At 62.8% G+C, this 21,111-nt stretch carries 18 protein-coding genes; 7 read left to right on the top strand and 11 right to left on the bottom strand.

What is annotated here, in order from left to right:
- Positions 1 to 9 precede the first annotated feature (9 nt).
- Both EU811_RS19055 and EU811_RS19050 read left to right on the top strand, forming a co-directional pair.
- Positions 10 to 561 carry a prepilin peptidase gene (locus EU811_RS19055; RefSeq protein ID WP_142939877.1) on the top strand — a complete coding sequence of 184 codons (552 nt, stop codon included), beginning with the start codon at positions 10 to 12 and terminating at the stop codon, positions 559 to 561.
- 126 nt (positions 562 to 687) lie between these two features.
- Entirely contained in the window at positions 688 to 1,164 is a 477-nt protein-coding gene (locus EU811_RS19050) for an NUDIX hydrolase (RefSeq protein WP_142939876.1), read from the top strand.
- 2 nt (positions 1,165 to 1,166) lie between these two features.
- On the opposite strand, the gene EU811_RS19045 is transcribed toward EU811_RS19050, so the two are convergent.
- The 5 genes from EU811_RS19045 to EU811_RS19025 form a co-directional block, all read right to left on the bottom strand.
- Positions 1,167 to 2,837 (bottom strand): MDR family MFS transporter, encoded by a 1,671-nt coding sequence (locus tag EU811_RS19045; protein ID WP_142939875.1) that lies wholly within the window; start codon positions 2,835 to 2,837, stop codon positions 1,167 to 1,169.
- Complete coding sequence (locus EU811_RS19040) at positions 2,834 to 3,520, bottom strand: TetR/AcrR family transcriptional regulator (protein WP_142939874.1); 687 nt, start codon at positions 3,518 to 3,520, stop codon at positions 2,834 to 2,836. Before EU811_RS19040 ends, EU811_RS19045 begins: the two co-directional genes overlap by 4 nt.
- Before the next feature lie 185 nt (positions 3,521 to 3,705).
- Positions 3,706 to 5,133, bottom strand: a complete 1,428-nt coding sequence (locus EU811_RS19035) for a class II fumarate hydratase (RefSeq protein WP_142939873.1) — start codon at positions 5,131 to 5,133, stop codon at positions 3,706 to 3,708.
- An 87-nt stretch (positions 5,134 to 5,220) separates the two neighbouring features.
- Complete coding sequence (locus EU811_RS19030) at positions 5,221 to 5,835, bottom strand: carbonic anhydrase (protein ID WP_142939872.1); 615 nt, start codon at positions 5,833 to 5,835, stop codon at positions 5,221 to 5,223.
- Between the two features lie 68 nt (positions 5,836 to 5,903).
- Positions 5,904 to 6,605, bottom strand: coding sequence for a DUF4245 domain-containing protein (locus tag EU811_RS19025; protein ID WP_238703461.1), 702 nt, complete (start codon positions 6,603 to 6,605; stop codon positions 5,904 to 5,906).
- Between the two features lie 200 nt (positions 6,606 to 6,805).
- Between EU811_RS19025 and glpX the strand changes: the two genes are divergently transcribed.
- Positions 6,806 to 7,828, top strand: a complete 1,023-nt coding sequence (glpX, locus tag EU811_RS19020; RefSeq protein ID WP_187697249.1) for a class II fructose-bisphosphatase — start codon at positions 6,806 to 6,808, stop codon at positions 7,826 to 7,828.
- 171 nt (positions 7,829 to 7,999) lie between these two features.
- Here the strand turns inward: glpX and EU811_RS19015 are convergent, their stop codons facing one another.
- The 5 genes from EU811_RS19015 to EU811_RS18995 are packed head-to-tail and all read right to left on the bottom strand — an operon-like array spanning position 8,000 to position 13,628.
- The gene (locus EU811_RS19015) at positions 8,000 to 8,935 is read right to left on the bottom strand and encodes a lipid II:glycine glycyltransferase FemX (protein ID WP_142939869.1); all 936 of its coding nucleotides are present in this window, start codon (positions 8,933 to 8,935) and stop codon (positions 8,000 to 8,002) included.
- Between the two features lie 3 nt (positions 8,936 to 8,938).
- Positions 8,939 to 10,189, bottom strand: coding sequence for a mannose-6-phosphate isomerase, class I (gene manA / locus EU811_RS19010; RefSeq protein WP_142939868.1), 1,251 nt, complete (start codon positions 10,187 to 10,189; stop codon positions 8,939 to 8,941).
- A gap of 53 nt (positions 10,190 to 10,242) precedes the next feature.
- Positions 10,243 to 11,865, bottom strand: a complete 1,623-nt coding sequence (locus EU811_RS19005; protein ID WP_142939867.1) for an LCP family protein — start codon at positions 11,863 to 11,865, stop codon at positions 10,243 to 10,245.
- A 15-nt stretch (positions 11,866 to 11,880) separates the two neighbouring features.
- Positions 11,881 to 12,444 (bottom strand): 5-(carboxyamino)imidazole ribonucleotide mutase, encoded by a 564-nt coding sequence (gene purE / locus EU811_RS19000; protein WP_142939866.1) that lies wholly within the window; start codon positions 12,442 to 12,444, stop codon positions 11,881 to 11,883.
- On the bottom strand, positions 12,441 to 13,628 hold the full coding sequence (locus tag EU811_RS18995; protein ID WP_142939865.1) for a 5-(carboxyamino)imidazole ribonucleotide synthase: 1,188 nt from the start codon (positions 13,626 to 13,628) through the stop codon (positions 12,441 to 12,443). The genes purE and EU811_RS18995 overlap by 4 nt, the downstream gene beginning before the upstream one ends.
- A 180-nt stretch (positions 13,629 to 13,808) precedes the next feature.
- On the opposite strand from EU811_RS18995, the gene EU811_RS18990 reads away from it, so the two are divergent.
- Positions 13,809 to 14,375 carry a GtrA family protein gene (locus EU811_RS18990; RefSeq protein WP_142939864.1) on the top strand — a complete coding sequence of 189 codons (567 nt, stop codon included), beginning with the start codon at positions 13,809 to 13,811 and terminating at the stop codon, positions 14,373 to 14,375.
- Between the two features lie 2 nt (positions 14,376 to 14,377).
- Here EU811_RS18990 and EU811_RS18985 read toward each other — a convergent pair whose 3' ends face one another.
- On the bottom strand, positions 14,378 to 15,073 hold the full coding sequence (locus tag EU811_RS18985; RefSeq protein WP_142939863.1) for a TIGR03089 family protein: 696 nt from the start codon (positions 15,071 to 15,073) through the stop codon (positions 14,378 to 14,380).
- 376 nt (positions 15,074 to 15,449) lie between these two features.
- On the opposite strand from EU811_RS18985, the gene EU811_RS18980 reads away from it, so the two are divergent.
- The 3 genes from EU811_RS18980 to EU811_RS18970 are packed head-to-tail and all read left to right on the top strand — an operon-like array spanning position 15,450 to position 21,080.
- Positions 15,450 to 15,992: a WhiB family transcriptional regulator gene (locus EU811_RS18980; protein WP_142939862.1), complete on the top strand. Its 543-nt coding sequence runs from the start codon at positions 15,450 to 15,452 to the stop codon at positions 15,990 to 15,992.
- A gap of 11 nt (positions 15,993 to 16,003) precedes the next feature.
- On the top strand, positions 16,004 to 19,399 hold the full coding sequence (locus EU811_RS18975) for a glycosyltransferase family 2 protein (RefSeq protein WP_142939861.1): 3,396 nt from the start codon (positions 16,004 to 16,006) through the stop codon (positions 19,397 to 19,399).
- A complete protein-coding gene (locus tag EU811_RS18970; RefSeq protein ID WP_142939860.1) occupies positions 19,392 to 21,080 on the top strand; it encodes a DUF5719 family protein in 1,689 nt (562 codons plus the stop codon). The genes EU811_RS18975 and EU811_RS18970 overlap by 8 nt, the downstream gene beginning before the upstream one ends.
- Positions 21,081 to 21,111 lie beyond the last annotated feature (31 nt).

Below are 21,111 nucleotides of genomic sequence, written 5' to 3'. Positions count from 1 at the left end.
CATCCGAAGGTGATTCGACGACTCTCAGACCTCTGGACGGACAGCCCGATCGGCTTTTGGCTGGTAGTGGCCGCATGCGTGTACTTCGTGGTCACGGCAGTGCGGTTGACGGTGATAGATGTCCGGAGCCACCTGTTGCCCGATCGCATCGTGTTCCCGGCCTATGCGGTCGCCGGGACGCTCTTGCTGGCGGCGGCCCTACTGGCGTACTTCGCCGATGCACCCACGGAGGGCGCATCGGCGGCTGTGCTCTTTGGTGTGCCCGGCCTGGGTGTGATTGCCGGCGGTGCCGTGCTCTGGCTCTTCTACTTCGTGCTGCGGCTCGTTCACCCGCCGGGGATGGGCTTCGGCGACGTGAAGCTGGCCGGAGTGCTGGGCCTCTATCTGGGCTACCTGGGATGGAGCCACATTTTTGCGGGGACGTTCGCGGCCTTCCTGTTGGGAGGGCTGTGGAGCCTGGGTATCCTGGTGGCCCGGCGAGGCACGCTGAGCTCGGCCATCCCGTTCGGCCCGTTCATGCTGGCAGGCGCGGCTGCCGCAATGCTGATCCTTCCAGCGTGAAACCATGCAAGCGCTCGTTCCGGGCTAACTGCGGCCAAATTGCAACGCTCCCCGTCTTCTCGGTGTTAACCGTGCTGGGTCATGCTTTAGGCAAGGCCACCATCGAATTGAAGGAAAACTGACACCATGGGTGCACCCGAGTTCGTGCTCAGATTACGGGAGAAGATCGGTAACGACCCCCTCTGGCTGCCGGCCGTGCGGGGAGTGGTGTTTGATGACGATGGCAGGGTGTTGTTGGGTCAACGCGCCGACAACGGCCATTGGACGCTCATCACCGGAATGCTGGAACCGGGAGAGCATCCTGCACCCGGGCTCGTGCGGGAAATCTTCGAGGAAACAGCGGTGGTGGCCGAGACTGAGCGCATCATCGGCGTCGGAGTTGTGGGGCCGGTGACCTTCCCCAACGGCGACGTGTGCGACTTCCTGGACATCACGTTCCGGTGCCGGTACATCTCCGGCGAGGCGCAGGTCAACGATGACGAATCACTGGCAGTGGGGTGGTTCGCGTTGGACGAGCTTCCGGACATGAGCGCCGGAAACCTTGAGGCCATCAGGCTCGCCACGGAGCCCGAAGGCCCCGTGGCGTACCAAGTGGAGGACTAGCGTTACTGGCGTCCCGCGTCAGCACGATCCTTGTCGAATCCCTCCGACGCCGCCAGATCGGCTTCCAAACGCGCAGTCTCCAGTCGCTCTGCCTCCAGACGGTCAGCTTCGTCCCCGCCCACAGCCTCGCCGCGTGCCACCATGCCGGCGGTATCGGAGAGCGGGATCTGCTTCAGAGTAATGGCCAGGATCAGCGCGATGGCGATGAACGGAACCAGGTACCAGAACACCGGTGCCAGTGAATTGGCATAGGCGTTGACGATCGCATCGCGCAGCTGTTCAGGCATCTGTGCCAAGGCCTGGGGGTCCAGCGTGCTGGTGGACTGCGAGGCCTGCTCGGCAGAGGCCCCGGCCCCTGTGAAGGCCTCAGTGAGGGACTCCGCCAAGCGGTTGGTGAAGATTGCTCCGAAGACGGCCACGCCCAGTGAAGCGCCTACTTCACGGAAGTAGTTGTTGGTACTGGTAGCCGTACCGATCTGGTCCGCCGGAACAGAGTTCTGCACCACCAGGACGATGACCTGCATGATCAGTCCAAGGCCCGCGCCGAAGATGAAGAGCTGAACGCAGATAACCCAGATAGGGGTTGCCGCCGTCAGCGTGGTCAGCCACAGCATGGCAGCGATGGTGAGCGCTGCACCCAGGATGGGGTACATCTTGTACTTGCCGGTCTTGGAAATGCGGATACCGGAGTAGATGGACGTGCCCATCAGGCCAACCATCATGGGCAGCATCAGCAGGCCTGATTCGGCGGCGGAGGTTCCGGATGACATCTGCAGGAACGTAGGAACGAAGGCGATGGCCGCGAACATGCCCAGGCCCAGGGTGAAACCGATGGCCGTTGCGTTAATGAAAATGGGGTTCTTGAACAGGCTCAGCGGAATGATGGGGTCCTCGGCGCGACGCTCGACCATCACAAAGAGAACCGCAGCCAGGACCATGCCGGCCCCAAACGCCCATGTAAGGGGCGAGTCCCAGCCCTCATCCTTCTTGCCACCAAAGTCGGTGAAGAAAATGAGGCACGTGGTGGCAGCGGAGAGGAACAAGACACCCAGGATGTCGATCTTCTTCTCGGCCTTCTTGTTAGGCAGCGTCAGGGTGAACCAGGCGGTGATGAACGCGGCGATGCCGATGGGGATGTTGATGTAGAAAGCCCATTCCCAGGTCAGGTGGTCCACAAAGAACCCACCCAGCAGGGGTCCGGCGACCGCGGAGAGGCCAAAGATGGCGCCCAACGGGCCCATGTACTTGCCGCGTTCTTTGGCCGGAACGATGTCAGCGATGATGGCCTGCGAAAGGATCATGAGTCCGCCGCCGCCCAGGCCCTGAATGGCGCGGAAGATGACGAAGCCCCAAAAATCGGTGGCAAACGCGCAGCCTACGGACGCAAGCGTAAACAGGGCAATAGCTACAAGGAACAGGTTTCGCCGGCCCAGGATGTCACCGAACTTGCCGTAAATGGGCATCACGATGGTGGTTGCCAGGAGATAGGCCGTGGTGATCCACGCCTGGTGCTCAACGCCGCCCAGCTTGCCCACGATCGTCGGCATGGCAGTGGAGACGATGGTCTGGTCGAGGCTGGACAGCAGCATGCCTGCAATCAGTGCCGAGAAGATGATCCAGATTCGCTTCTGGGTCAACAGCAGAGGTTCAGCTGCCTTGGAGAGTGTACTCATGCGGGGTCCTTCGAGGATTCAAGGGGGTTGGGGCCCAGTTGGTGGTTCGTGGCCAGCGGCTGGGCAAAGAGTTTGCGTGCTGCGTTGAGGTTCTGTTCGAGGATCCCGCGGTAGGGGCGCTCGTTGTCCTCCGAGAAGAACTGCTGCGCGGTCTTCTTGGATACTGCCCCGAACAACACCGTTGCCGTCATGACTTCGGGATGATCAGGGTCCAGGCCCTCACGGGCGGCGACCAGCTCCGCAAATTGGCGCTCGCGGGCCTCACCTTCAAGAGTGAGCCGCGCCAGGAGCTGCGGCTCGGCAGTGATGGCCGCGATGAACTGCTGAACCTCTGCGCGGCTGATGGAGGAGCGCTCCATCAGGGTCACTGTGAGGACATGCAGCGCAGCAAGAAGGGTTCCGGAAATGCTGTCCGGCGTGCGGGAAGTGTTCTGGTTGAATACTTCGAGCGCATCCGTCGGCAACTCATCCGAAAATGAGCCGATCACGGCGTCTTCTTTGGAATGGAAGTAGTTGAAGAAGGTCCGGCGCGAAATCCCCGCCGCCTCGCAGACTTCCTCAACCGTAAAACCGTTGAGGCCATGCTCAGCGGTCATGGAACGCGCGACGGCGGTGATCGCCGTCCGCGTGGCAGCCCGCTTGCGCTCGCGGAGGCCGCCGTCGATATTTGCACTATTGCTCACAAAGTAAAGTTTTGCACTCTTATTTCAATAGTGCAAAAAGACAGTGGAGTTTTTGTACAGCTAAAGACCCTTAGGGGGCGCCTTAGGGGCGTTAGCTGTACAAAAACTCCGGGTACGACGACGGCCGGCACCTTCCGTGCGGAAGGTACCGGCCGTCGTCGTGCTTCAGGTATTGAACCTTAGGGCTAGGCCTTGTGGGCCGGGGCAGTCATGGTGGTGACGTCCAGGGCCTTGTCCAGCTCTGCTTCGGTGACCTTGCCTTCGCCCTCGCCGACGAAGCCGAGCTTCTCGGTGGCCTGGCGGATGGTGAGGCCTTCCTTGACGGCGATCTTGGCGATCTTGGCAGCGTTCTCGTAACCGATGTACTTGTTCAGCGGGGTCACGATGGACGGGGAAGCCTCGGCCAGGAAGCGTGCGCGCTCCACGTTGGCGGTGATGCCGTCGATCATTTTGTCCGCCATGACGCGGCTGGTGTTGGCCAGCAGGCGGATGGACTCGAGCAGGTTGGCCGCCATGACCGGGATGCCCACATTGAGTTCGAAGGCTCCGTTGGTGCCGGACCAGGCGATGGCGGTGTCGTTGCCGATCACCTGCGCGCAGACCATGATGGACGCTTCGCAGATGACCGGGTTGACCTTGCCCGGCATGATGGACGAGCCCGGCTGGAGGTCCGGAATGGCGATTTCGCCAAGGCCGGTATTGGGGCCGGAGCCCATCCAGCGGAGGTCGTTGTTGATCTTCATGAAAGAGATCGCGATGTTGCGCAGCTGGCTGGAACCCTCGATCAGGCCATCGCGGTTAGCCTGTGCTTCGAAGTGGTCGCGGGCTTCGGTCAGCGGCAGGCCCGTGTCAGCTGCCAGCAGTTCGATCACACGTTCCGGGAAACCGGCAGGGGTGTTGATGCCCGTGCCCACGGCGGTTCCGCCGAGGGGGACCTCAGCAACGCGGGGGAGTGCTGCGTTGATGCGCTCAATGCCGTAGCGGACCTGGGCGGCGTAGCCGCCGAACTCCTGGCCCAGCATGACCGGCGTGGCGTCCATGAGGTGCGTGCGGCCGGACTTCACGACGTCCTTGAACTCAACTGCCTTGCGGTCCAAGGACGCTGCCAGGTATTCCAGGGCCGGGATGAGGTCGTTGATCAGGGCCGAGGTGGCGGCAACGTGCACGGACGTGGGGAAGACGTCGTTGGAGGACTGCGAGGCATTCACATGGTCGTTCGGGTGGACAACTTTGTCGCTCCCGGCGGACGCGAGGGCGCGCGATGCAAGCTCGGCGATGACCTCGTTGGTGTTCATGTTCGAAGAAGTGCCCGAGCCGGTCTGGAAGACGTCAATCGGGAAGTCGCCGTCGTACTTACCGGTGGCAACCTCATCGGCAGCGGCAGCGATAGCCTCGGCGAGCTCACCATCGAGCACCCCCAGTTCGGCGTTCGCCAGTGCAGCTGCCTTCTTCACGCGGGCCAGGGCCTCAATGTGTGTGCGCTCAAGCGTCTTGCCGGAGATCGGGAAGTTCTCCACAGCACGCTGCGTCTGGGCGCGGTACAGGGCGTTCACGGGGACGCGAACTTCGCCCATCGTGTCATGTTCAATACGGAACTCAGTGGTGGAAGTCATGGGGCTAGCTTATGGCGATTGGACGCCTCACAGAAAACCCGGAGGGGAGTGCTACGTGCTCCGGCCCTGAGGCCGGAGCACGTCCTCCTAGAGCTTGCCGATCCCGGAAACGAGGGCCGCGCGGCCTTCGTCCAGCTTGTAGGACAGGCCGATCACGGCAACGCGGCCGTCGTCGATGGCGTCCGAAATCACACGTGAGCTGTCAGCCAGGCGGGCAGCGGTCTGCTTCACGTGCTCCACCACCATGTCGTTGACGTCGTCCTGGTTATTGCGCCTGGCCGTCAGGACCGACGGTGTAATGCGCTCCACGAGGTCGCGGATAAAGCCCGGAGGCATCTCGCCCGTTTCCACGGCCGACTTGGTGGCCTTGACCGCACCGCAGCTGTCATGGCCGAGGATGACGATCAATGGAACACGGAGTTCGCTGATGCTGTATTCGAGTGAACCCAGGACGGCATCGTCAATAACCTGGCCGGCGGTGCGCACCACGAAGGCGTCACCGAGGCCAAGGTCAAAAATGATCTCTGCAGCGAGCCGGGAATCCGAGCAGCCGAAGATCACGGCAAACGGGTTCTGGTTCTCAATCAGAGAAGAGCGTCGCGAAGCATCCTGGTTGGGGTGCAGGGATTCGCCGGAAACAAAACGTTCGTTGCCCTCGCGGAGACGGCGCCACGCCAGGGCTGGAGTCAGGTAAGTAGGCACGAGCCTTACTTTACGACGCGGACACCGCAGTCCGTGAAAGTGTTGCGCGTGATAAACCGGACGGCTTCTCAGGCGGAGGGCTGCGGAGACGACGTTGCGGTAGCCGGAACGCTGGCAGGCGGTGCCTGCTCTGCGGACTTCACGACGGCGGCGGCCAGGGTTGCGAACTCATCGAGCTTAGCCGTGCCGCTCAGGACGATGGTGGTGCCGCGATACTCCAGGACCATGCTCCGCTTTTCTTTGCCGGAGTCCCGCAGTTCCCACTCCTGGCCACCAGCGTTACGGGTTCCGGTCACAGGGAGGTTCTCTGTCTGCTGCAAAACCCACGTGGGGTTCGCCTGATTGGTCTGGGTGAGGCCAATGAAATTTTCCTTGGGAGTGAGGAACCCGATCTCCCAGGTAGGCACGCCGCTTCCAGTGCCGGACTCCCACCGGGCGTAATTGGGTTTGAATGTGTCGCCGACGGCCGGGGTGACGGGTGTGAATCCCGCCACACCTGTGGCGTTGCGGGCGATGGCCGCGACGTCAACATCAGGCCGGAAACCCTCGCCCTTGGGCGCCGGGTTCATCAAAACGATGGGAAGAAAAGCCAGGACACAAACCAGCAACGCAATGACCATGCCGATGACAGAAGCGTTGGCCCGCTTGGCAGCTTTCGCCGCAATGACGGGTTTATAGGGGGCATCCGGGGCTGCCTGGGCATCGGTGGGATTGGCCGCTGCAGCCTCGGATGGGTTCTCTGCTGCGGGCCTGTCCTGCGTTTCACTCACCCCTCCATGATCCCTTATCCGGGCAGGGAACACACATCCGGTAACCTCACCACAGGTGCCGGGGGCTGTGGTCATCCAACGACTCCCGGACCACTCGGCGACTATGATCGTTGATAGAGGAACCCCGGGTTGCCCCGTGCAACCATGTCCGGTCCCGTGAATCGTCACTCGAAGAAGAGGTTCAAGTGTCTCCTGCACCAATGACCCAGCAGTATTCCACGATTTCGCCGTCGCTCGCCGTCGGCCTCGACGAACCCGACCGCAACCTTGCGCTTGAACTCGTCCGCGTTACCGAAGCTGCGGCAATTGCCGGCGGCCACTGGGTAGGTTTCGGTGACAAAAACAAGGCCGACGGCGCCGCCGTCGATGCCATGCGTTCATTCCTTCAAACCGTCCACTTCAACGGCGTTGTGGTCATCGGTGAAGGCGAAAAAGATGAAGCCCCCATGCTGTTCAACGGCGAGCAGGTTGGCGACGGCACCGGTCCCGAATGTGACGTCGCCGTCGACCCCATCGACGGTACCCGCCTGACCGCCCTCGGCATCAACAACGCCCTCGCGGTGCTGGCAGTAGCTGAGCGTGGCTCCATGTTCGATCCCTCCGCCGTGTTCTACATGGAGAAGCTCGTTACCGGCCCCGAAGCCGCCGACATGGTGGATCTTCGCCTGCCCGTCAAGCAAAACCTGCACCTCATCGCCAAAGCCAAGGGCGTCAAGGTCAACCAGCTCAACGTCATGATCCTGGACCGCGACCGCCACCGCCCCCTCGTGGAAGAAATCCGCGAAGCCGGTGCACGCACCAAGTTCATCATGGACGGTGACGTTGCGGGTGCCATCGCGGCAGCACGCTCCGGCACCGGCGTCGACGCCCTCATGGGCATTGGCGGTACCCCGGAAGGCATTGTCACCGCCTGCGCCATCAAGTCCCTCGGCGGCGTCATCCAGGGCCGTCTGTGGCCCACCTCGGACGACGAAAAGCAGAAGGCCATCGACGCCGGACACGACCTCGACCGCGTCCTCTCCACCAACGACCTCGTCACCTCCGACAACTGCTACTTCGCAGCAACCGGCATCACCGACGGCGACCTCCTGCACGGGGTCCGCTACCAGAAGGACCGCGTGCTGACCCAGTCGATCGTGATGCGCTCCAAGTCCGGAACGGTCCGCTTCGTGGAGGCCGAGCACCACGCATCCAAGTGGGAGACGTACGCGCGCAAGCCGTAACCCCTCCATTGCAGGTCGCGTCTTTGACGCGAAAAGCGCCCCATCGCTCTGCGGCTATCTCCTCGTACCTCGTCGATTTGATGCCGCTCCCGCGATGGGGCGCTTTTCGCTGTTTGGATGCGGTGGGGGCAGCGGCTCCCGGCTTCGCGCTGTTGAGAGGCTGATGTGGGCCTAGCGGAGCTTGTCGCGCAGCTTCCGTGCCATTTGGTATGCCCCGTAGCGGAGCTTGTTGACCGGGAGGTCCCAGGTGCCGGGGTAGGAAACCTCGCGTCCCCCGAATGACTTCTTGAATGCGGTGAAGCCCGCCCACTTGTGGTCCGGCTGGTCCTCGGGAGCCACGCCCCAAAGGTCCACGTGTTTGAGGCCCTTCTCCTTGGCATCGGCCATCAGGGTCACCAGGAGGGGAATGCCCGCACTGAGCTTGCGATGGGTATCGTCCAGGGCAGCGTGGGCGTAGACACGGGTATCAGCGGAGTCGTAGGCGAAGGCAGCCGCGATCGGCTCGCCCTCAAGCTCGGCAATGAACAGCGTTCCCGCCCCATTGGGCAACAGGGAAGCGGCTACCTGGGTGAGATACTCGTCGCTCTGCGGTTTGAAGCCGTTCCGGGCAGCCGTCAGGTGGAGGAAGTGCAGAAGGATCTTGATGTCCGCCGGATCTTGGGATGCGCGGAACGTCACGCCCTTCTTGTGGATGTTCCTGTAAAGGTTCCGGTTGGTGGGCTTCATCCCGGCCAACACGTCCTTGAAGTCGCCTTCCAGATCTACGACCCAACTCAGCTCCGGCTGCTGGTTGACCGGCGCCGGCTGCAAGCCGCGGGCGCGCAGGAGAGGTCCGGCGTCGGACGCTGTAAACCCCGCCGCAGCGGGTTCCATCCGCACGAACACCGCACTCTCGGTCTTAGCCAGGGCAACCAGGGCCGCCGTGGCGGCGTCGAAAGCCTCCACGGACTCCGCCACGGGGCCATAGGGAGCATAGATAACCTTGCCGGCAGGGTTCTTTTCCTCAATGGCGAGGAAACTCCAGCCGGGCCCGGACTGCTCGTGGACACGGCGTCCCAGGGAACGCTGGACTGCCGCCCATGCGGGCGTTTGCAGGAAAAACTCCATGGATCAGTTCCCCAGACCGGTGGTCACTGCGAAGGCAACACTGACGTCGGTGGCACCTTGCACTGGGTGAACATTGACGGGCGCTTCGATATCGGGGATGAACGCGGCGGCGCCGCGCTCAAGCCGGAGGTCGCTCTTGGGGGAGTCGAGCATCACCGAACCGGATACCACCACGACGACGGCGGGCCCGGTTTGCGCCAGCGGCACCGGCTCGGCCCCCGGGGCAAGCTCGATGCGCTGGAGCTGGAATTCCCTGAAGGGCGGGCGGTACAGTTCCTGCCCGAATTCCGTACCGCTGGCCTCGACGCGCGGCACGCCCAGTGCTTCGAAACGGACAGTCTTCAGCAGCTCGGGGACGTCCACGTATTTGGGCGTGAGTCCGCCGCGGAGCACGTTGTCAGAGGACGCCATGACCTCCACGCCCAATCCGTGGAGGTAAGCGTGGATGTTGCCGGCAGGCAGGTAGACCACGTCGCCGGGCTCGAGGGACAGGTGGTTGAGAAGGAGGGAAATGAGGACGCCGGGATCTCCGGGGAAGGCCTCATTGATGTCCAGCATTGCGGTCAGGGCTTCGCGGTGCGGCTCCAACGGTGCACCGGCGGACAGGACGGCAACCACCTCATGGATCACGTCGGAGACGTCGCTGCCACCCTGGATCAGCCGGCTGAAGGCGGCCTTCAGCGCTGCGGACTCATCGGAATGGCCGAGGTCTGCGATGACGCCGCTGATGACATCGGGAGTATCGACTGCTGCCGAATCAAGGACAGAGGCCAAGTGCTCAAAGATGTCCTTGGACGCAGCCGGCGAACGGAAACCGCACAGTGCCTTGAACGGAGTCAGGGCGAAAATCATCTCCGGTTTGTGGTTGTCATCGCGGTAGTTGCGGTTCGCGGCATCCGCCGGGATCCCGGCTTCATTCTCCCTGGCAAATCCTTCCCGTGCCTGCTCCAGGCTGGGGTGCACTTGCAAGGACAAAGGCTGCTCGGCAGCCAGGAGCTTGGTGAGGAAGGGGAGCCGGGGCCCGAACTCGGCGATGCTCTCGGAACCCAGGCAGCGCACCGGGTCCGAGCCGATCAGGGCATCGAGGGGCTGGGTAACACCGTTGGGGTGAACGGCTGCGGAGGGCGAGTCCGGGTGGGCCCCGATCCACATCTCGGCCTCGGGTCCCCCCGACGCGGGACGGCCCAGCAGTTCGGCGATGGCCGTCGTCGAACCCCACGCGTAGGGTCGCAAAACATTCTCAATCTTGTACACGAAAGAAGGTCCTTATCGTTGCGCTGGACGTGGGGTGGAGCGGACGAACAAGCCTACAGGGGCGCGCACTGTCCATTGGTGGCCACGAGATTACGGATGCCTTGCTCATCGCCTTGCGCCTTGAGGCCGTTCAGCAACTCGATGGTGATTGGCGTGCCGTCCGGTGTGGTGGTTACGGGGGTGAAATCGGCCGACGGCGAGGGCAGCTGACTTGCGGGCAGGAGCCCGGCTGTTGGACCCGCGGCCACAACGGTACCGGCACTGGCGTCGTCGTGGGATACGACGGCGTCTTCCGCCTTGGGGGTGTTGGACGACGCCAGGACTTCCTGGACCTTGGCATGGATCAGGTCAAAGTCAGGCACCGTGGAGAAGGACGCGTCAAAGTCCGGGGGCCCGATGGTGAGGCGCTTGACCGGCTGGTTCTTGGACTTCAAGGCCAAGTCAACGAAACTGCCCAGTTGGGTGGAGGAAATGTTCGAATCCACCACCTTGGTGCCGGCGTTGGCGATGTCCTCGAACTTGGTCAGCAGGGTGGCGGGATCGAGTTGCTTGAGCATGGCCTGCTGCACACACTGCTGGCGCGCGATGCGGGCGTAGTCATCCACGAACTCGCGGGAGCGTCCGTACCACAAGGCCTGGAAACCATTCAGGTGCTGATCACCGGCCGGGATCCAGCCGTCAGGCATGCCGTGGATTCCGTTCGCCTCGTCAGTGACCGGCCCACTGATAGGCACCCAGCCGCCGGCCTTGATCCGGATTCCGCCCATGGCATCGATGAGTTTGGCAAAGCCGTCCATATCCACCAAGACATAAGCCTGGACGGTGATGCCCAAGGTGCCGGACACCGCTTCGAGCGTGGCCTGAGCGCCGGGATCGGCAACCCCCGGGTAGAGATCCTGGTGGTTGTTGGTGACTTCGGTGTTGACGGCGTTGATGAGGCATTCGTCGCCGCAGTTGTAGCCGTCCGGGTAAATCGTGCGCATGGGCGAGCCCTCGCTGAACTGCGCATTTTGCAGGTTGCGGGGGACGGAGATGATGGCGCTCTCTCCGGTTTTGGCATCGACGCTGATGACGGAGAGGCTGTCCGGTCGCCGGCCTGTCCTGTCGTCGCCGGCGTCGCCTCCCATCATGAGGAAGTTATAACGCCCGTCCACGGGATCGATGGCGGGACCGGCGTTGAAGATGCTGCCGATCGCATTCCGGCTCACGTTCAGCACGTAGGCGAGGTAGCCCAGGGATCCGCTGGCGATGACGGTGCTTACCGCCAGAACGACGGCGATGATGGGCCGCATTCCCGGTGCCAGGAGTGCCGGCCTGATGATCCGCAGAGTATTGAGGAACAGGAAGGCCCACCCCAAGGCCAACGCCACCAGGATCACAATGATGAACAACGAGCCCACGGGATGGGTGGCAAGGCTGAGCAGCAGGCTTCGATTCACCAGCGCAACGATGAGCGTGAGCAGGGCAAGGGCCCACACCGTGATGGTGACGCGCAAAGCCATGCGGCCAAGTTTGCGGTCTCCGGCAACGATTTGGGCACTGCCGGGAACAAAGAGAGTGAGGAGTACCAGCACGAAGGCGCGTTTGGTCCGCACCGGCGCACTCGCGCTGGACGGATAGCGGACGGGATCAGTCAGGGCGGAACCGGGCTGATTCGTGGACTTGTGCATGGTCATCAACCGCTGCCTTCCTTAGCGGGGGCTCCGGGCGGAGGCATTGGCAGGGGAGAAGACTTGTTCCACCTTGCGGCGCAGGTTTTCGCCCTTCTTGGTAGCGACGTCGTTCAGTTCCTGGGCGAAGGTAAGGAGGTCTTCGCGGAGCTTGGACGCGAGTTCATCCGTTCCTGAGGCGAGCATGCGAACGGCAAGAAGTCCCGCGTTGCGTGCTCCTGCGATGGATACCGTGGCCACGGGAACGCCGGCAGGCATCTGCACGATGGACAGGAGGGAATCCATGCCGTCCAGGGTTTTGAGGGGGACCGGGACACCTATGACCGGAAGGGGCGTCACCGAAGCCAGCATGCCGGGGAGGTGGGCTGCGCCGCCCGCACCGGCAATGATGACGCGCAGGCCGCGTTCGTGGGCCGTCTGTCCGTAGCGGATCATCTCGGTGGGCATCCGGTGGGCCGAGACCACGTCTGCCTCAAAGGGTATGCCGAACTCGGCCAGGGCATCCGCCGCGGCTTCCATGACCGGCCAATCGGAATCCGAGCCCATCACAAGTCCTACCAACGGGGCCGTTTTTTCGGAAGTCATGCAGTCTCCTCAAGGGTGGTCTGTTCCGGTTTTCGGCCGTCACGGATGATGTTGGCCACCGCGGTGGCGCGCTGACGGACGGAGTCGACGTCGGAAACCGAGCTGCCAACGAGGTTCACGTGGCCTATTTTGCGGCCCGGCCGGACGGACTTGCCATAGGAGTGAACCTTGGCTGCTGGCTCAAAGGCCAACGCCATGGGGAAGGCTTTGAAGAGGTCCTGGTTGTCGCCACCCAGGAAGTTCTTCATGACTACCACCGGCGCCAAAGCATCGGTAGCGCCCAAAGGAAGGTCCAACACGGCACGCAGGTGCTGCTCGAACTGGCTGGTGATGGAGCCGTCCTGCGTCCAGTGACCGGTGTTGTGCGGGCGCATGGCGAGTTCGTTGATGAGGAAGCCGGCTCCGACTCCGGGCGTTTCGAAGAGTTCTGCAGCCATGACCCCAGTGACGCCAAGTTCGTTGGCAATTCGCAAGGCGGCTTCCTCGGCAGCGGCCGCCACTTCAACGGAGATGTTCTGGGCAGGAGCGATTACTTCGTCGCAGACTCCATCCACCTGGATGGTGTGCACAACGGGCCAAGCACGCGATTCGCCACTGGGGCTGCGTGCCACAAGGGCAGAGAGCTCGCGGCTGAAATCAACCTTGGCTTCGGCCAGGAGCGGGCTCATGGCCTGGAACCAGTCGGCCGTGTCCAAGGCTTCGTCCGGGGAGTCAACAATCCTGACACCCTTGCCGTCGTAACCGCCGCGGGGTGTCTTCAGGACCACGGGCCAGCCGATCCTATCGCCGAAGGCCACCAGCTCCTCAACGGTGGAGACAGCCGACCACTCCGGGTTGGGCAATCCAAGACGATCAATGGCAGCACGCATCACCAATTTGTCCTGGGCGTTGACCAGGGCATCCGGGCCCGGCTGGACGTTGACACCAGCGTCAAGCAGCGCCTGGAGGTGTTGTGTGGGGACGTGTTCGTGATCGAAGGTCATGACGTCCAGCCCCTTGGCGAACTCAAGGAGAGCATCCAGGTCCTTGTAGTCGCCAATGGGTGCGGTGGCTACTGCAGCCACGGCAGAAACGTCCTCACCTTCAGCCAAAACGCGGAGTTCGAAGCCCAGTGCGGTAGCGGGCGGAGCCATCATTCGTGCGAGTTGGCCGCCGCCAACTACGCCAATTACTGGAAAAGTCACAAGGTTCAGCCTACCGAACCGGCGGCAGGATCACTGATTCTGCCGCCCCATGGGACGGATTTCTACCGGTGTGGGGTGTCAGTATCGGCCTTCTCACAGCCCCCTCAAAGGCAGCGCAAGGAAATCGGCGCTAAAATGGGCTTGGCCCATCGGCCCACATTTCAACGGCCATGGAGGGTCATGATCACCACACTTGCAGATCGCATCCGCGGACTTGCCTCACTTTTTTGGCGTGAGGTAGCAAAGTTCGGCGCCGTCGGCGGTGTTGCTTTTGTCATTGACTCGGCCGTTTTCATCTGGCTGTTTTCCGGCCCGATGCACGGCAGCGAAGTGTGGGCGAAGGCCATTGCGACGATTGTTGCAAGTATCTTCTCCTGGGTGGCCAACCGCTTCTGGACGTTCCGGCACCGCAAGCAGGCCAACGTTGTTCGTGAGGCCGTTTTGTTTGCCGTCATGAACCTTGTAGGTCTCCTGATTGCATCCGGCTGTGTGTGGTTCGCCAAGTACATTCTGGACCTCAACGACAAACCTTCGCTGTTCATTGCAGGCAGCGTGGTGGGCCTCATCCTGGGCACCATCTTCCGCTTCTTTGCGTACCGCTTCTGGGTCTTCAACGAAGAGCTGGACGCCGAACCCGAGTTCTCGCATGACCACGAGATCATTGAGCTTCACCACAAGGCGAAGGCGGGTTCCGAGGCAGGGACGAACCCTGCAACGGGCGAATTTCCTTCCGTCAAGAATCTCTAACGCTACGGACGGCTGACGCGCTCGTTCTCGAGCAGGTGTTCTGTCACGTCCAAGTCCGGATGCACCAGTACTACTGAGCCGTCTTCTTTCCAAGCGCCCAGAGAAGCTGCCAGGCAGTGCTCCAAGCCTTCGGTGGCGCGGACCAGCAGGCGGACGCCTGGCTCTTGTGGAGCAGCAAAGCCATCAATAAGTTCTTCATGGGGCAGTCCAGTGGTTCCGCGCACGGCGGGCAAGCTTGCCTCTGGTTCGTTGTGTGCCATGAAGACGTCACCGTGGGAACGGACTTCAGCGGCGTAGTCCACGACGCCGGATGGCAGCTCGCCGGGCCAGCGCATCGAAAGTGCCGCGAGCGGCACGGCGACCACCGCCTCGAAGCCGGCCCCGGTGCCGTCGTCGGGCTTGTCCGTCGCCAGGAGATCGGCTGAGGTGTGGTCGAAGACCACCTCCATGCCCAGTTGCCAGGCAGCCAGGGCCCAGACGAAGGACTTCCAGTGCGCCGGCAGATCCAACCTGATGGACATCCCTGGTTCGGCGTCAAGTTCGTCCTGCAGCAGGTTGCTGGTTTTCGCTACCCAGTTGTCCAGGACGCGCCCCGATAGCTCAACCCGCTCGGAGTCGGGGCCATACCAAGTGAGTCGTGGTGAGGTTGAGTGACCGGATCGTAGGGCGGTCATCAGGTTCGCTGCCGGGATGCTCATGCGTCAATCTTGCCACGGCGTTAGGCAGGTTCCTTAGGACCGGCCATCGTTAATGTGAAATGCAACACACGCTATTTTCTCCAGTCGTTGGCCTCCCGCGGAAGCTGATGCAATTTTCCGCGGAAATTCAATGAAAGTTCATCCGGGGCGATCCAAGGCTGTCATTTTGCGCCACGACACGGGGCGGCTCGACAAAAATGTTGGGCGTGGCGCATCCCACGTTTCTACAGATTCTTGATTATTATCCCGGCGCGGCTTGACTGGTGGGTAGTTACACGCGTGTAATTAGTAATCAACGCCGCTGCACAGATACCCGGAACGTCGCCGGGAATCGGAAACACATCCAAGCAGCAGCTGCAAAATCAGGAGGGACGCCATGGGGCAAGCGTTGCGTATCCAGGAAGATGCAGTCGTCGCAGAACATGCGTCGGTGAAATACCGTTCGAGGGAAGTACCGGGGGATTGGTACATTGACCCGGCGGACCCGGAAGCGGCAGATCGATACAACCAGAATGTCCAGCAGTCTTTGGAGGATCAGGCTACCGCCCTCCTCGCTGCTCATGAGGCACTGATTGGTGACCTGCCGGCTGGGCCGGATGAAGACCTGGACGACCCTCCCATGGAGCTGCGTCGTCCCGTTGAGACTCCGGGGCAACCGGTGTGGATCGGCCTTCCTCAGGGGGACTTCGATGACGAAGGCGAACTTGGCTGGCAGACTGATGCGCTGTGCGCACAGACCGATCCTGAAGCCTTCTTCCCTGAAAAGGGTGGATCGACGAGGGACGCCAAGAAGGTCTGCGGAGCGTGCAACGTCCGCTCGCAGTGCTTGGAATATGCTCTCGCCAATGATGAGCGGTTCGGTATTTGGGGCGGACTCTCCGAGCGGGAGCGTCGTCGGCTAAGGAAGCGAGCGGTCTAATTCTCAAGGAAGTGCATGTTACCGCCGTCGTGGTTTCTCACGACGGCGGCAACTATCTGCCCAGGACATTGGCGGCATTGTCGGACCAAACGCGGTCGGCAGATGCCGCCATTGGCGTTGATACAGGTTCCACGGATAACTCACTGGAGTTGCTCAGCGAGGCCTTCGGCCACAACAAGGTGACCTCGTTCCACCATGCAAAGTCGGGTTTCGGGGCCGCTGTCCAGGCTGGTCTGCAGGAGCTGGCCCCCTCTGGACACACCGCACACGCTGCCGATGGCGGTGCCGCACCGGCCGGCAACGACGCCAAGACCACGTCCGTCGAATGGATCTGGCTCCTGCACGATGACGCCGCCCCCGCGCCTGATGCGCTTGCGGAGCTTCTCCATGCGGTTGAACGCGCGCCCTCAGTGACAGTGGCGGGGTGTAAGCAGCTCGGCTGGGACAACAAGCGGCACCTGGTGGATGTAGGACTTTCGACGAGTCGCTGGGCGGAACGCCTCACACTGATCGACGCCGATGAAGTTGATCAAGGTCAATACGATGCCCGTACTGACACTTTCGCTGTGAACTCCGCAGGCATGTTGATCCGCCGCGATGTCTGGGATCTCCTGGAGGGATTCGACCCCGCGTTACCGGGCAGTGGCGATGACGTGGACTTCTGCTGGCGGAACTGGCTCGCGGGCAATCGCGTAGTTGTAGTCCCAGGTGCCCGCATGTTCCATGTAGAACACCGCCCGCATGGCCTGGGCACATCCTCCGCGGCACGTAAAGCCCAGATCCACATGCGCCTCAAGCACACCCCGTGGTGGAATGTGCCGTTCCAGGCGATGGGCGCGTTGTTCGGCGCCATGATCCGACTCGTGCTGAGCATTTTGGTCAAAGAACCGGGCTATGGCCTCTCGCAGTTCACGGCCACCATCGCTGCCCTTGTTCGGCCCGTTGCCATTGCCAAAGGCCGCCGCGTTGCGGCCAGGACGCGACGGGTGCACAGATCGGTTGTGCGCGGGCTGCAGACGCCCTCACGGGAGGTGCGTGCCAACAGGCGCTCGTTGCTCGAAGCGATACGCCCCGCCGACGAAACGCCGGCTATCTCCGATCTTCTTGCCCCGGAACCCAGCGGGGATGCTGCCGATGACTTCGCCGCTCTGGCCACCAATGAGCGGGGCTGGGTGGGCACAGGTGCCGTGGTTGCCGCACTGGTGGCACTCAGCGCCGCGCTCGTGGGATTGCTGGGGTTGCTGCGCTCAGGCGCTGTTACCGGCGGCGGACTCCTCCCTCTTTCAGCCTCACCAGGAGATATTTGGGCCAATGCGTCCACGTGGTGGATCACGTTGGGAGCAGGTCTGCCCGGACATGGCGATCCGTTCGGCTATGTGTTGTGGCTGCTCTCGCTCTTTGGCGGCGGGGACGGCAACGCCGCCATGGTGTGGCTGCTGATCCTTGCCATGCCGTTCTCTGCCGTTGGCGCCTGGTTCGCGGCAGGCGCGCTCACTACCAAGCGCCGTTTCCGGGTTGCGGCCGCCTTGGCGTGGTCCGGTGCTCCTGCACTGCTGATTTCCATCAACGAGGGCAGGGTCGGGTCCCTGGTGGCGCATGTCATGATGCCGCTGTTGCTGCTGGCACTGTTGCGCGCCTCGGGATCCGCCGTAGCCCAAGGCCCTGCCCTTGCGGGGACACAGCTGAGCCGTCGTCCTGCCCTGCTCTCCGGCAAGCCCGGAATTAACGGGACGCCATCGTGGACTGCTGCCGCCGCTGCCGGTCTGGCCATGGCCGTGGTCACTGCCTCTGCGCCGTCGCTGTTGGGACCTGCCATTGTTGTGGTGGTTCTGGCTGCGGTGGTCCTCGGGCAACGGGGCAAGACGCTGTGGTGGTCGCTCCTGCCCACAGTCGCCCTGTTCCTGCCGTATGGAGTATCTGTGCTGGACAGGCCGCGCTCCTTGTTGGCCGATCCCGGGTTGCCACTGACTTTTGAGGCAGCGCCCCTGTGGCAGCAGCTTCTCGGCCAGCCGCTCGGTTTTGACATCGACGGCGGTTTGACCGGTTTGGCGGTCTTCGGTCCGGGCGTTGTGCCATGGGCACTACTGCTGGCTCTGCTTGTTGTCGCACCAGTTCTGATCCTTGCAGTTGCCGCCTTGTTCCTTCCCGGAAAACGCGCCGCACTGGCCCGGGTGTTCTGGTTGGTTGCTTTGGCTACCCTTGCCAGCAGTTGGTTGGTGGGTCACGTGGCCACCGGGGTTAACAACAACGTGATTGTTGGCCCATTCACCGGCCCTGCGGTGTCGGCTTCGGGCATGCTACTCCTGGGTGCTGCCGTGCTTGGCGCTGAGAAGCTTTTTGCTGCACCTCGGAGGATGCCCAAGGGTTCCCGGCGTCCAGTCCAGGTGCGGCGCGTTGCTTCGGCTGTCGCCATGGCACTCCTGGTTGCCGGCCCCCTTGCCGGCATGGCGGCCTGGGCTGCCCAAAACGTCCTCCAGCCCACTCCGACTGCTGGATCCAGCGTGGCGGCCGGGGCTGCCGAACAGGCGTCGTCCCTCGGCGCCCGCCGTCAGGTTTGGCCGGAAGATACGGGCACGTTGCCTGCTACTGCCGTAGACCGCGGACAGGGGCCTGAGCGCACGCGAACCTTGGTCATCACCAGCGGTGAACAGGGGGCCTTCTCCTCGTCACTGATGCGTGGAGCCGGGACCACGTTGGACAGTTTGTCCACCATAGCCTCCGCTCGGACCATCATTGGCGCACCAGGACGTGAAGAGATCGCGGACGATGACGCTGCCACCACATCCTTGCGTCGGGCCGTCGCCACCATCGTGGCGGGCACGGGCGTGGATCCGCGCGCAGACCTTGAACAGCTTGGCGCCGGATTCATCGTCCTCAAGGCCGAGGACAACGCCGCGCAACTCACGGCCAGCAGAATCGACGCAGTCCCAGGACTGGTGGCCGTAGGCCAGACCGACGCCGGATGGCTGTGGCGGGTGACGCCCCGGAACCAGGAAGCCGCTACTGCCGCCGATACAGCGCATAGGGTACGTATCGTGGACTCCGAAGGTGCTCTTGTGAGTACGCTCCCATCCGAAGAAGTAAACGTAGACGCCACTGTGCCCTCCGGGGATGAGGGTCGAAAGATCGTCCTCGCCGAACGCTCCGATCCCGGCTGGACCGCGTGGATGGATGGTCGCCAACTGCAGGCCACAACATCAGGTTGGTCACAGGCGTTCGAGCTGCCTGCCAGCGGCGGCGACCTTGAAATCCGGTACGCCAACCCCTGGGCCCTGTGGTTCGGGATCCTGCAAGCGGTGGTCATTGGACTCACGGTCCTGCTGGCTGTGCCGATGCCCGCACGCCGTAGCCGAACCGGCATGTCGAGGGACGAAGTCTCCCTCCGTAAGGAGTACAGCAGTGTCTGAGGACCAGAAGAACGTGTCCGGCGAAAGCACTGAAGATCAGGAGCCCAAGAAATCCCGCAGCGCCAGCTCCAGCCGCAGCGCCGGCTCCAGCCGCAGCTCCAGCAGCCGCAGCTCCAATAGGGGAGCCATCACCGGCGTCCTGTCAGCAGTGGTCATCCTTGCCGCCGGCGGAGGGGCAGTAGCCGCCACATCCATGGTGCCTGAACCCTCAGGCGGGACCTCCGTGGACATCCGCCAGGCTGACGTACCTGCTGGCCGCGCCCTGGCGGTGTGTCCCGAACCCGCGCGGCTTGTGAACGGAACCGTGGTGGGCACGGACGCTGACTTCAGCCCTGTATCCACCACGGCCACCAGCGCCCTGAATGCAGTGGTGCTCAGTAACCCGGCCGGAACAGTGCCAGGGAGCAGTGTGGCAGCGTTGGGTGGTGACCTGGTGGCCCGGATCGCAGAGGCACCCAGCAGTACGCCTCCGCCCACAGCTGGCCCGCCTGTTCTCGCCGCCGGCGTAGCGTCCATCAGCCCGGTGACGTCACCGGCCGTGGTGGGTGCCGATGCCATGGGAAACGAGCAGGCGTCCCTGGCTGCCAACCTCAGTTACTCAGCCACTGACGGCGATCTTCGGGGCCTGGCGGCAACTCAATGCCAGCCACCGGGCAATGACGCGTGGTTATTGGGCGCCAACACTGCTGTTGGTCGGACTGCCGTTCTGAACGTGAGTAACGCCTCCGAGACTCCGGCCACGGTCAACCTTGAACTGTATGGATACGAGGGACAGATCCAGGCGCCCGGGGCCCGTGGTCTCCTGGTAGCTCCCGGCACCACCCGTTCGGTTAACCTGGCCGGCCTCGCGCCCGGTGAATCGCAACTTGCCGTGCACGTGCGCAGCACGGGAGGCCCCGTTGCCGCCACTATCCAACAGAGCGTGTTGCGCGGAATCGCTCCGGGTGGTGTGGAGTACCTTTCGCCGGGTGCTGGTCCATCGAACCTTCAGGTCATGTCCGGCGTCGATATTCAAGACCCGTCTGGCGTCAAAACCCTGGCCGCGAAGCCGGGGTTCGCGGATGCCGTTCCGGCGCTTCAGATCGCCGTACCCGGTTCTACTGACGCCGTGGTGCAGGTCAGCCTTTACGGTGCCAACGGAGAACGCAAAATTCCCAACGGGGGAGTGGTGACGGTCAAAGGCGGGACGGTGGCCACCCTCAACCTTGACGGCGTCCCAGCCGGCAGCTATACCGTCAGGGCCAGCTCGGATGTCTCTTTCCTGGCATCAGCGAGGGTCACCCGTGGAACCAAAGCCGAAGATGCAACGGACTTAGCCTGGTCTCCGTCGTCGGCACGCCTCGGTAGCCAGCACTTGGTGGCCGTTCCCAGGGACGGGCAGAAGTTCCTGAGCTTTGGTGTCCCTGAAGGGCGAGGCACAGTCAGCTACGCTCCGGTGACTGCCGACGGAAAGGTTGGCAAGTCCATTGACGTGGATATGTCCGGCGGGACCACCTCCATGATCGAGCTACCAGAGAAGTCCGGCAACTCCGTGGTGGCCGGTTATGTGGTGTCCGCGTCGGGTGACCCGGTGTACGGCGCACTGGTACTCGGAAAACAAGGACGCACAGACGTTTCGGTCGTGGCAATTCAGGATGCGGCCTCAGGGCTACAGAAGGTGCCGGTCTCGGTCGGCTACTAGGCACACCTTGCAGGCAACAGCACTTATCGCA

It is taken from the genome of Arthrobacter sp. TS-15, assembly GCF_006964045.1.
GTDB lineage: Bacteria > Actinomycetota > Actinomycetes > Actinomycetales > Micrococcaceae > Arthrobacter.
The sequence above is the reverse complement of the archived record's forward strand: the minus strand, read 5'-3'. Positions and strand labels throughout refer to the sequence as shown.